We start from the raw sequence: 12,786 nt of genomic DNA on the forward strand, positions 1-12,786 counted from the left end.
TCTACATTTGGATAAGCCAAATGAAAATCATCGAGAATAGTTTTTACCAACAAATTTGGTTTTACTTTTTCTTTTTGCAATTCAATTTCTTGAACCGACGGATGTTATCCGCTATACTACTCTTTGGTGTCCGGACTTTCCTCTTGCTATTGCTAACAAGCGATAAGGCGGTCTGCGGTGCAAATGTAAACAATTAGCAACTAGAAAATGGTCCATAAAATTACAACTTTAACCAATAATTGTGTAATGTATTATTTTTTAAACAGTTGTAAATTTATATTCATCTTAAAAATAAAATAAAATGGATCGTCACATGTACCACTACGCAACGGTTAGCAAGGCTTTAGAAGAATTGGCTGAAAAGGGATTTACTGTAGATTTTAATATTCAGGAGAATAGAATTATTAATAGTCCAGATGATTTTGAAATTGTACATATATATAGATATGAAGGCGATAGTGATCCTGGAGATGAAGCAACGGTTTATGGAATAAAATCTAGTACTGGAGAAAAAGGTGTTTTTGTTGCAGGATTATCGGCTTTTACTGAAAAAAGTGCTGCTATGGTTTTGAACGAATTGACTATAAAAGGTAACCAAAATCTTGAAAGTATTTAGTACTTGAACGTTAGTACTTGACTAGCCCAGATTGCAATGGAAAGCATTTTTTAGTAAAAAACTATTTTTTGTTGGTATAAAAAAGCGACCATAGAAGCTCTTTTTATGCCTTACAAAAAAAGTTTTTTGCAAAAAATCTTGGAATGGAAAGCTGGAAATAGCTTCTTGAAAAAAAGAATTTGTTTTTTTGAATTGTTATTGCATTTGATTTTTGAAATTGATTATTTTAAATCTATATTTGTATTCCAATAAAATTCTATGGAACAATTTGTAGTATCAGCTCGTAAATACCGTCCGCAAACGTTTAAAGATGTTGTGGGTCAACAGGCTATTACCAACACTTTGTTGAATGCTATAGAAACCAATCACTTGGCGTCTGCCCTATTGTTTACTGGTCCGAGAGGTGTTGGGAAAACTACTTGTGCACGAATTTTGGCGAGAAAAATTAACCAACCTGGTTATGACGATCCAAATGAGGATTTTGCATTTAATGTGTTTGAATTGGATGCTGCATCGAACAATTCTGTGGATGATATTCGTAGTTTGATTGATCAAGTTCGAATTCCGCCACAAACTGGTCAGTATAAAGTTTATATTATTGACGAGGTGCACATGTTGTCATCGGCAGCTTTTAATGCTTTTTTGAAAACATTGGAAGAACCGCCAAAACACGCCATTTTTATACTTGCTACTACAGAAAAGCATAAAATTATTCCGACGATATTATCACGTTGTCAAATATTTGATTTTAAGCGAATTACGGTTAAAGATGCTAAAGAACATTTGGCAGAAGTTGCTGCAAGTCAAGGTGTAATTTGCGAAGACGATGCGTTGCATATTATTGCTCAAAAAGCTGATGGTGCGATGCGTGATGCTTTGTCAATTTTTGATAGAGTTGTTTCTTATTGCGGCAATAACTTAACGAGACAAGCGGTAACCGAAAATCTGAATGTACTTGATTATGAGACTTATATAAAGATTACCGATTTGATTTTGGAAAATAATATTCCGCAAATTTTGGTTTCTTATAATGATATTTTAGCCAAAGGATTTGATGGACATCATTTTATTGCAGGTTTGGCAAGCCACTTTAGAGATTTATTAGTTTGTAAAAATCCGGCGACTTTAGTTTTATTGGAAGCTGGTGAGCAGGCACAAAAATTATATGGCGAACAAGCTCAAAAATGCAGTCAAGATTTCTTGTTGAAAGGAATTGAAATTGCAAATGATTGTGATTTAAAATTTAAGCTTTCGCAAAATCAACGCCTTCTTGTTGAGTTAACACTGATGCAATTGTGCTCTATCAACTTTGATGGAGAAAAAAAAAACTTGAGTTTATAATTCCACCAACTTATTATAGGAATAATAGTTATTCGATACAAGAAATCTCAAATTTAAAACCCCAAATTTCAAATATTGAGGAAGTTGCGAGTTCCGAGTTGCAAGTTGAAAGTTCTGCAAAAATAGTTTCGAGTTCTGAAATAAAAGATGAAAGTTTATCGGAAAATATCAAAGAACCCGAAATTCAAAACGCTGAAATCGCAACTGAATTAAAACCCGAAACCCGAAACCCGAAACTCGCAACCAATAATGTTTCGGCTTTATCGATATCTAGTATTCGTGCTAAGAAAGAACTTCTTGAATCTCAAAAAGGAGTTATAAAAGAACAAGTTCATTTTCCTACGGAAGCTTTTACAGAAACTGAAATGCTGGATTTTTGGTTTAAATATGCCCAACGATTGACTGATAAAGGACTTATGATTATGTCGTCGTTGTTGCGAATTAGCGACCCAAAACTTGATGGTTTTAAAATTATCTATGAGTTACCAAATGAAGGTTCGAAGATTGATTTTGAGAAAGAAAAAGGAGAACTTCTTGGTTATTTACGCGGTCATTTGCACAATCACGATATTAGTATTGAAGTTATAGTAAATGAAGGAATTAAAAGTAAAACGGCTTTTACAGCAATAGATAAATATAACCGACTGAATGAAATTAATCCGAATTTGGAAGTTTTGAAGAAGATGTTTGATTTAGATGTTTAAAAAAGGCTATAAAAATGTTTACCGCCTTTTTTATTTTTAGTGTTCTATTTCTTCAAAAACCCAATCAATCCGTTCATATACGTTTGTTGGTCGTCGTATAAACTCATGTGACTTCCGTTGGCACAATATAAATAGGTTCCTTTTGGGAATTGAGATGCCATCCATTTCATGTATTCTGGATCCATAGTGTCGTATTTTGCTCCTACTACTAATGTTGGAATTGTAATGTTTTTTAATTCTTTAGAAACATCCCAATTGGTTAATTTTCCTGATATTCCTAGTTCGCTTGGACCTTGCATCGTTATATAAAGTGATGAATTTAATCTACTAAAAGCTCTATTTACTGGTTCTGGCCATTGGTTTACAGGTTTTCTTAAAATATGCTGGTTGTAAAAGTTAGCCATTAAAAGTTCCATATATTTTGGATTAGAATAGTCTTTTTTAGCTTCTAATTCTTTGATGGTTTTAAGCACATCAGGATTCATTTGTTTTTCTAAAACTTTAGAATATTCGCCATATTTAGGACAACTTGCCATCATGTTTGAGACAATTAATCCCTTCATGTTTTGTTGGTATTTTAAAGCATATTGCATTCCTAGAATTCCGCCCCAAGAATGTCCTAACAAATAAAAATTATCTTTATTAAGATTTAATGCAACCCTAACTTGCTCCACTTCTTCAACATATCTAGGCAAATCCCACATTGTAGTATCGTTTGGATTGTCAGAAAAACCAGTTCCTAACTGGTCGTAATAAATAAATTCGATACCTTCTTTTGGAAGAAAACTTTCCATACATTCAAAGTATTCGTGACTCATTCCTGGTCCGCCATTTAACAATAGTAATTTTATTTTTGGATTGTTTCCGTATCGTTTTGTCCAAACTTTAAACTTCCCTTTTGGTGTTTCAATGGTTATCATTTTGACACCACCAATTTTAATTCCAGTTTCATTAGAATTGAAATATTCAGTGTTTTTTTCTTCTTGTTTGCAGGAAATAAAAAGAGAAAAAAGGGCTAATCCGAAAAGAAATTTGAAGTTTTTCATACTTTATAAATTAAATTCTACCGTAATACATTGCTTTTACAATTCCGTCTGAAAGTCCAATTTTTGGCACATAAATTTGTCTTGCTCCACTCCATTTCATTGCGTTAAGATAGATTTGTGTTGCCGGAATAATTACATCGGCTCTATCGGTATTCAATCCTAATTCGGCAATTCTTTGTTCGTAAGTTAGCGAATTCAAATATTGGTATTGTGATGCTAAATATACGTAAGACAATGGTTTATCTTGGTGTTTTTCAGAAAGTTTATGAATTTTATTAATGTTTCCGCCCGAACCTATTAATGTAATTGCATCATAAGGTTCGCAATTGGTTTTAATCCATTTTTCAATTTCAATCCACACAACTTCGTTAACCATATTATTTAGTAACCGAACCGTTCCGTTTTTAAAGGACTTAGAATTGATCATTTTTCCATCAGAAAACAAAGAAAATTCAGTACTTCCACCACCAACATCAACATATAAATAGGTTTTGTCTGTGGTTAAGAAACTGTGCAAATCTGAAGAAGCAATTATTGCGGCTTCAACTTTTCCTTCGATAATATCAATATCTATATGAGATTTCTCTTTGATTATAGCCGTAACTTCTTTTCCGTTATAGGCTTCACGCATTGCCGAAGTGGCACATGCTTTGTATTTTTCGACCTTGTAAACTTTCATTAAAAGGCGAAAAGCTTCCATGGCATCTACCATTCTGTCTATATTTTCTTGAGTTATTTCACCAACAGTAAAAGCGTCTTGTCCCAAACGAATGGGTACTCGAATTAGAGCCGATTTATTGAACTGCGTTTCTTTTCCGTCTTGTTCTACAATATTGGTTATAAGCAATCGCATGGCATTGGAACCAATATCAATCGCGGCATATTTTTTTATTGAAATCATTAATTTTTGGGTGCAATTATGGTTTTATTGTAATTTATGAAAAATTTTCTTTGGGAATTTCTAGATAGGATTTATAGTAATTGTACGTTTCTAATTGTGCTCTAAAAACTGGTTCTCCTTCTTTTCTAATTCTGTATTTATTGTCTAATTTTTCTGAATGGTAACGAGCTTTTACATTTCCTTTCCATCCAACGTTAAAATTGTCTATCAATTGTTTTTTAATATCCTCATCATAAATAGGACAACTAACTTCTACTCTACCATCAAGATTTCTAGTCATAAAATCGGCTGATGATATGAAAACGTCAGGATTATTATCGTTACAAAAAATAAAAATTCGTGAATGTTCTAGGAAATTATCGACAATACTTATGGCTTCAATATTTTCGCTCATGCCTTTTACACCGGGAATTAATGAACATATTCCTCGTATTTGAAGTTTCATTTTCACTCCAGCATTACTTGCATCATACAATTTATCAATCATTTCAAAATCAGATAAACTGTTCATTTTTAAATTAATATAAGCTGGTCTACCTGCTTGTGCATTATGAATTTCTCTGTCTATAAGTTTGTAAAATTTGGATCGCGAATAATGTGGTGAAACAATTAAATGCTTGTATCTGTGTAATCTGTAGTTAATATCAAAAAAATCAAAAATCTTAGAAACATCTTTTAAAATTTGTTGATGACTTGTAAGAAGTGTAACATCGGTGTAAACTTTAGCGGTAGATTCGTTGAAGTTTCCAGTAGAAATGAATCCGTATCGTTTCATTTTTCCATCTTCAATTCGTTCTACCAAACAAATTTTACTGTGCACTTTTAAACCTTTCAAACCAAAAATAAGTTCGATTCCTTCCTGCTGCATTTGCTCTGCATAAGAAATATTACTTGCCTCATCGAAACGTGCTTGAAGTTCGATTTGAACCACAACACGTTTTCCATTTTTGGCCGCATTTACAAGAGAACTAATTATTTGAGAATTTTTTGCTAATCGGTACAAAGTAATTTTTATAGTAGTCACTTTTGGATCTAAAGCTGCTTCACGCAAAAACTTTATTAGATACGAAAACGACTGATATGGTGCCGAAATTAGAAAATCTTTTTTTGCAATTTTGGTCAAAATACTACCTTCTAGCGACAAACCTTCAACTGGTAAAGGCGCTTTTTGTTGGTATAATAAATCGTATCTGCCAAGATTTGGAAAATTCATATAATCACGTCTGTTGTGGTAACGTCCACCGGGAATTATACTATCGGAAGCATCGATTCCCATTCTATTTAGAAAAAAATTTAAAGTATCTTTCTCAATTTTTGAATCATAAACAAAACGCACTGGTTCACCAACTCTACGCTCTTTTACAGAAGTTGCTATTTTTTGCAACATACTCTTACTCATATCACTATCTATATCTAGCTGCGCATCACGAGTAATTTTTATCATGTGAGCTGATATTTTTTCGTAATCAAAAATATTGAAAATACTACTTAAATTGTATCTTATTACATCATCAAGAAGCATTATGTATTTCTTTTCACCTATTTGAGGTAAAACGACTATTCTATTAATTGTCTTTGGAATTTCAATTATTGCATATCGAATTTCTTTCTTGGGTTTTACAAGTCCTAAAACTTTAGCTTTTTCTTCGGTTTTCATTACCAATTTAATGGCTAAATATCCGGCAGTATCTTTCAATAAAGGAAATTCTGCCAAATCATTTAATATAATAGTAACTAATTCTGGACTAACACTTTGAATAAATAAATCGTGAACAAAGTTTTGATGCTCTTGATTGAGTTGATCTTCATTAACAATAAAAATATTTTCTTTTTCAAGTTGTTTTTCAATGATTTCAAGGATACGCAAACTTTCTGATTGTTGCTTTATAACAATATCGGTGATGTCTTTTACTAATTGTTGCGCAGTGATTCCGCCAAGTACTTTTTCACCTGTTTTTCCAGTTAGACTAAGACGTCTGATAGCTGCAAATCTAACTCTAAAAAACTCATCTAGGTTATTAGAAAAAATTCCTAAAAAGCGAAGTCTGTCCAACAAAGGAACCGATTCGTCTGCTGCTTCTTGTAAAACCCTTGCGTTGAAAGTTAACCAACTTTTTTCTCTGTCGATGTATCTGTAATTGTTTTCTTTAATCATAATTAAATATCTCTTGGAACTATAATTTTATTGGTTTTGCCTTTTTTAATATCACTCCAATTATCACAATCAAAAATAATTGAAACAAATCCAGAAGTCGGCACATTTTCTATGTAAATATCTCCAAATTTATTAACAAAATCTGTAATGGCGCTATTATGACCAAAAAGAATTAGTTTTTGGCAATCATTTAAACAAGATTTAACAATTTCTTCCAATTTGGATGCATCAAAAGTGTACAACTCTTTTTTTATTTCGATTAAATTTTGATTTAGATGCCAGTTTTCTAAAAATATTTTTGCCGTTTGCTGCGTTCTTGTAGCATAACTACACCAAATTATAGCATCAGAATTTACATCATCAATTGTTTTATGTGCAACTTTAATCGTTTTTTCTTTTCCAGACAATGTTATTTCTCTTTTAAAATCTTCAATCGGTAAATCCCAACTAGATTTTGCATGACGAATCAAAATTAAATTTTTCATTTAAACTTTATATGTAAGATATTAAATACAATAATTAACAAAATATGTCATTTATCTGTTATTTTATACACTTTATCGATTATTTTTTTGGTAAATATAAAAATGCTAATTACTTTCGAAGAATAATTTGTGATGATAAAGTCCAAATTTAAAACAAAAAATCCGATTTGGATATTTAAAGTATTAAATAAATATTAGTAGAATTAATTCTACTTAAAAACAAAGCTAAAGTCAATATTGATAAGACTTTGCGAGTTAAAAATACACAAAAAATGTATTTAAACGAGATTTAATGCTATTCATAGACAAAATGATAGAAGAAAAAAATATCAATCTATTTTTGCATGTGAAATAAATTGTTGACAAATGTTGATAACTATTTTAAAAGTATTTGATATTGTCCAAATCAGAAAAAAAATTAACTAAGCATCATAATTATGCAAACAACTACCCAATTGAAAAAAGTAAACAAGATTAAGTTTATCCTTTCATTTTTATTGATTTCATTTTCGTCGTTAATATTTGCAGAAGGTACACCTACACTTTCTCCAAATGCAGCTAATATTACAGCTGTAATTAGTGCTCCTGACTTACAAAGTGGATCCTATTTTAATGCTGGAGATGACAATCGAATCTATTTTAATATTGCAAATGCATCTTCAGAAAAAATGTATTTTGGTTTTGACTGGAGAGGATATTCTGTTGGGATACCAGCAAGAGTTTCGAACTTGTATTACAGGATTAAAAATCCGAGTGGTACAGTTGTAATGACTGGATTATGGAACAATGCCGCAGGTTCTGCAGGTAGCATTGATACTCATGCTCAGGCGTTGGCTGGTCCAAATATTGGAAGTGTAACTACAGGTTATTCGCCTTTAACATTTACACCAACAGTTGCTGGTGAACACTGGATAGAGTTTTATAGAAGTAATGATGGTGGTGTAACTGCATTATCAACTTCGGCTGATAGAGCTGTTGGAGCATTGTTTGATATGACTGTTGCAACAAGTAGTAATGTTAAGAAAAATGGTCGCGTTCATTGTGATAAATGGGGATTTGTAGCTGTAGATAGTAATTATGGAAATTTAGTTACAGCTAACTCTGAGCCAAATTTTTATGTTTATACTGCTGACCAAGTTGTTTTATTTGTTGATTTCCGTCCAGGATTTCAACCAATTGCATACAATCTTGCTGTAAATAGTTATGGTGTTAATCCTGTTGGTGCCTACACTACTACAAGAAAATCTATTAATACTTCTTTAATACCTGCCTTGTCTAATGGTTATAAAGTATTTCTAAATAATCCAGATTCAAGTTTATATCCTGTGGCTTCTTTACCATCAGCTCCTTCCTTTTTAACACCAACAATTACAAATTGTGGTCCTTATTTAATAAATTATAATATTGCAAATGCTGGAGATGTTAGATTAGTAATAAATTTAAACGGAATTGCAGGATATCAAGCTGGTACAGAAGATGTAATTTTAGAATCTTATGGAGTCGCAGCTGGAAACAATTCTTTTTCATGGAATGGATTAAATGGTTTTGGTGCAGTTGTTCCTGATGGAGCAAGTATGACACTAACTTTAAATTATTTGGCAGGACGTTTTAATTTACCAATGTATGATGCGGAGTTAAACAAAAATGGTTTTAATGTTCAATCAATAGCTCCAACAGCAATTTCTAATTCTCAAATGTTTTGGGATGATAGTTCTTTAACTAGCGTAGGAACTGATTGTTCTGATCCAAATAATAATACTACTGGAACAGGATTAAATAATTCTATAAACGGCACACCGAGTCCAACACGTGCTTGGAGTGGCGATGGTAATTTTGCAAATGTTATGCCTGCTCCAGCTATTGGAACAAATGAAACTGATGGTGTAACTTGTAATGACTTTGGAAATGGTCGTTTATTAAATACTTGGGGTTGGGGTTTAACTAGCGCAAATGTAAGTACAACTATTTACAAAGGTTGTTCCGATTTAAGAGTTGTAAAAACAGTAAATAATGCTTCACCAAATCTTGGTGGATCAGTTACATTTACTATTGCAGCTAGCAATTTGGGTATTAGTAATGAACCAAATGCTGTTGTAACCGATATTTTACCAACTGGTTATACTTTAGTTAGTGCTACTCCATCTGTAGGAACTTTTAATAGTGCAACAGGAGTTTGGACCATTGGTGCTTTTACAAATGGCGCTAATGCAAACTTAATTATTGTTGCTACTGTAAAATTGACAGGTAATTATGCTAATACAGCTACAATTACAGGAAATAATACAGATTCGAATTTGAGTAATAATACATCAACCAGTACTCCAATTCCTGTAAATGCAGTGATTAATGCTACAGACGATTCAGCGGGACCAATAAATGGTGTTACAGGTCAAACTAATGTTTTGAATGTGTTTACTAATGACACTTTAAATGGTGTACTAGCGACCACTTCAAATGTGATATTGACAACTGTTACTCCAAATGCAAATTTGACTTTAAATCCAAACGGTTCTGTAAATGTTCTTCCTGGAACTCCCAATGGAGTTTATAGTTTAACTTATCAAATATGCGAGATAATAAACCCATCGAACTGTGATACGGCAATAGTTACAATATCTGTAAATGATGGTGTTCTTGCATGTAATGCACTAAATCCTATACCTTTTACTTCTACTATTTTTGACATCTTAACAACTAGCTCATCAACTAATGGTTTGTGTGTTTTAGGTTGTGGTTTGTCAAATGTTGGAAGGTTAATTGATACGGATCTTACAAATTTTGCTACTGCTTCAACTGCAATTGGTGTTGGAGTTACTCATAGATTAAGAGTTACTGATGGTAATACTTCTTATGTTGCAGGTACTTTTGCAGGATACAGAATTGCTCCAAATGGTGGACTTTTATCGGTTGATTTATTAAACAATATTTCCATCAAAACTTATCTTGCTGGCGCTTTAAGAGAAACTTATACTGGTAGTGCACTAGTTAATTTAAGTTTACTATCAAATCCGGGTAATTTTGTAGTTGGTTTTAATTCGAATCAATCATTTGATGCTATTGAAATTACTATTGGAAGTTTAGTTGGAGCATTGACTTCAACAAATATTTATTACCCAGTAATTGTTAATTATTGTGCTGGTCCTACATTAGACTGTAACGTTCCAACGGCAATGAATTATCCTTTGTTTCCAACAACTATCGAAAATACGCATACTGGAATTTCTGGTGTAAGTGTTGGTAGTGTTACTAACACTGAAAATGTTTTAACTGCTAGTACTTCTGATTTTGCAACTATCAACTTACTTGTTGGTGTTCTTGGTTCAGGAAGTTTAGCTGTAAAAGATCAAGTTACTGATTATCCAGCTGGAACTTATGCAGGATTTGAAATTGAAAACACTAATCTTGTTAGCGTTGCTGCTCTTGGAAATCTTCAAATTAAAACTTATTTAAATGGAACACTAAAAGAACAATTCTCTGGAAATAATCTTTTAGTTAATGGTACTTTATTAAATTCTACTGGTCGTTATAAAATTGGTTTTGTAGCTACACAATCTTTTGATGAAGTTCAAATATCAGTTAATCAAACTGTAGGTGTTAATTTAGGAGCAACTAAAGTTTTTAATGTAGTTTTCGAAAAATTCTGTGCTGGACCAGCTCTTCCTTGTAATACTCAAGTTGCTATTACTGCGCCTACATATCCAGTGTATGTTAATGGTGCAAATACTGGTATTAATGGTTTAGTATGTGTTCTTTGTTCTGTTGATACTACTGAAAATTTAATTGATACTAATGCTACTAACTTTGCTCAAATTAATTTAACAGCAAGTGTTGGAACTAGCGGAAGTATTTCTGTTAAAGATCAAATTACGGATTATCCTGCTGGTTCATTTGCAGGTTTTGATATAGAAAATACAGCACTTTTAAATGTTAATGCTTTTGATTCTATTAGAATTACAACTTATTTAAATGGTGTTCAGCAAGAAACTAAAATTGGTAATGGAGCTTTAGTTTCTGTTAATACAGGTCTTCTTGTTGGTAGTTCAAGACAAACCATAGGTTTTGTTACAACTCTAGCTTTTGATGAAGTAAAAATTTCATTAACTAATTTGGCTACTGTAACTCTTGGAACAACTAAAGTTTATAATGGTGTCTTTCAAAAATTCTGTCCTACAAATGTAGAATGTAATCAATCATATGCTTTAACTAATCCTACTTTTCCTGTTACAATTGACGGAAGCAAAAGCGGAATAAATGGTGTAGCTTGTGTAGCTTGTGCTGTAAATAACACTAATAATGTTCTTACTGCTTCTACAACTGATTTTGCTCAAATTATAATTACTGCTGGTGTAGCTGCATCAGGTTCTATAGCAGTTGCGGATCAATTGTTTACTTATCCTGCAGGAACTTTTGCTGGATTTACTATCAGAGATTTAAATACTATATTAGAATTAAATTTATTCAATTCATTAACAATATCCACATACAATAATGGAGTATTTCGTGAATCAAGAAATGGTTCTCAATTATTAAATCTTAATGTTCTTGGTTTAATTTATATAAATCCTTCTGCTTCTGGAATCTATAATGTAGGTTTTGCTACAACTCAATCTTTTGATGAAATTAGAATTAGCGTTGGTTCACTTGCTAGTGTTATAAATAACATTAACGTTTATGGAGCATTTGTTAATACTAGTAACAGTAGTGGTGGTACTTTGTTATGTACTGTTATTGATGCAGTAAATGATACTATTGCCGATACGAATGGATCAATTGGAAATCCTAATGCAGGTAATGTTTTAACAAATAATGGAAACGGACCTGATACTATTAATGGAAATCTAGTAGCAATTAATCAAGTTATTCTTACGGTTACTGTTCCTGCAACTCCAATTAATGGTGGTTTAGTTCCTTCTATAAATACTACAAATGGTACTATAGTAATTCCTGCTGGAACTCCTGCTGGAATTTATACTATTACTTACCAAATTTGTGAAACTAACAACCCAACAAATTGCGATACTGCTGTTGTAACTATTCCTGTTACTGTTGGAATTATCGATGCTGTTAATGATAACGGAACTCCAATTGTTGGAGCTACTGGTGGACAATCCTTCCCGAATGTATTAATAAATGATACATTAAACGGAAATCCTGCAACTTTTGCAACAGTTAATTTAACTCAAATATCTACAACTAATCCTGGTGTGACTTTGAACCCTGCAAATGGTTCTGTGAATGTTGCGCCTGGAACAGCTTCTGGTTCGTATGTTGTTACCTACCAAATATGCGAAAAATTAAATCCAACCAATTGTGATTCGGCAACTGTAACGGTAGTTGTTAACAATGCAAATATCGATGCTGTTAATGATAACGGAACTCCAATTGTTGGAGCTACTGGTGGACAATCCTTCCCGAATGTATTAGTTAATGATACATTAAACGGAAATCCTGCAACGCTTGCAACAGTTAATTTAACTCAAATATCTACAACGAATCCTGGTGTGACTTTGAATCCTGCAAATGGTTCAGTGAATGTTG

7 protein-coding genes and 1 pseudogene are annotated in these 12,786 nt (G+C 32.3%); 4 read left to right on the forward strand and 4 right to left on the reverse strand.

Features of this window, described 5'->3' with window-relative positions; all coding sequences use genetic code 11:
- The first annotated feature begins 301 nt into the window (after window positions 1-301).
- The 3 genes from ACH2CG_RS07740 (at window position 302) to ACH2CG_RS07750 (ending at window position 2,661) form a co-directional block, all read left to right on the forward strand.
- Window positions 302-616 carry a hypothetical protein gene (locus ACH2CG_RS07740; protein WP_395063860.1) on the forward strand — a complete coding sequence of 105 codons (315 nt, stop codon included), beginning with the start codon at window positions 302-304 and terminating at the stop codon, window positions 614-616.
- 258 nt (window positions 617-874) lie between these two features.
- Window positions 875-1,957 carry a DNA polymerase III subunit gamma/tau gene (gene dnaX / locus ACH2CG_RS07745; protein WP_395063862.1) on the forward strand — a complete coding sequence of 361 codons (1,083 nt, stop codon included), beginning with the start codon at window positions 875-877 and terminating at the stop codon, window positions 1,955-1,957.
- Window positions 1,958-2,055: 98 nt separating this feature from the next.
- Entirely contained in the window at window positions 2,056-2,661 is a 606-nt protein-coding gene (locus tag ACH2CG_RS07750) for a DNA polymerase III subunit gamma/tau (RefSeq protein WP_395063864.1), read from the forward strand.
- Window positions 2,662-2,705: 44 nt separating this feature from the next.
- Here ACH2CG_RS07750 and ACH2CG_RS07755 read toward each other — a convergent pair whose 3' ends face one another.
- The 4 genes from ACH2CG_RS07755 to ACH2CG_RS07770 are packed head-to-tail and all read right to left on the reverse strand — an operon-like array spanning window position 2,706 to window position 7,248.
- Window positions 2,706-3,707, reverse strand: coding sequence for a proline iminopeptidase-family hydrolase (locus tag ACH2CG_RS07755; protein WP_395063866.1), 1,002 nt, complete (start codon window positions 3,705-3,707; stop codon window positions 2,706-2,708).
- Between the two features lie 10 nt (window positions 3,708-3,717).
- Window positions 3,718-4,608 carry an exopolyphosphatase gene (locus ACH2CG_RS07760; RefSeq protein ID WP_395063868.1) on the reverse strand — a complete coding sequence of 297 codons (891 nt, stop codon included), beginning with the start codon at window positions 4,606-4,608 and terminating at the stop codon, window positions 3,718-3,720.
- Window positions 4,609-4,642: 34 nt separating this feature from the next.
- Window positions 4,643-6,763, reverse strand: coding sequence for a polyphosphate kinase 1 (gene ppk1, locus ACH2CG_RS07765; protein WP_395063870.1), 2,121 nt, complete (start codon window positions 6,761-6,763; stop codon window positions 4,643-4,645).
- A gap of 2 nt (window positions 6,764-6,765) precedes the next feature.
- A complete protein-coding gene (locus ACH2CG_RS07770; protein WP_395063872.1) occupies window positions 6,766-7,248 on the reverse strand; it encodes a SixA phosphatase family protein in 483 nt (160 codons plus the stop codon).
- Between the two features lie 437 nt (window positions 7,249-7,685).
- Between ACH2CG_RS07770 and ACH2CG_RS07775 the strand changes: the two are divergent.
- A pseudogene (locus tag ACH2CG_RS07775) lies at window positions 7,686-12,786 on the forward strand (hypothetical protein); the annotation flags it as partial.

The organism is Flavobacterium sp., from assembly GCF_043778725.1.
Lineage (GTDB): Bacteria > Bacteroidota > Bacteroidia > Flavobacteriales > Flavobacteriaceae > Flavobacterium.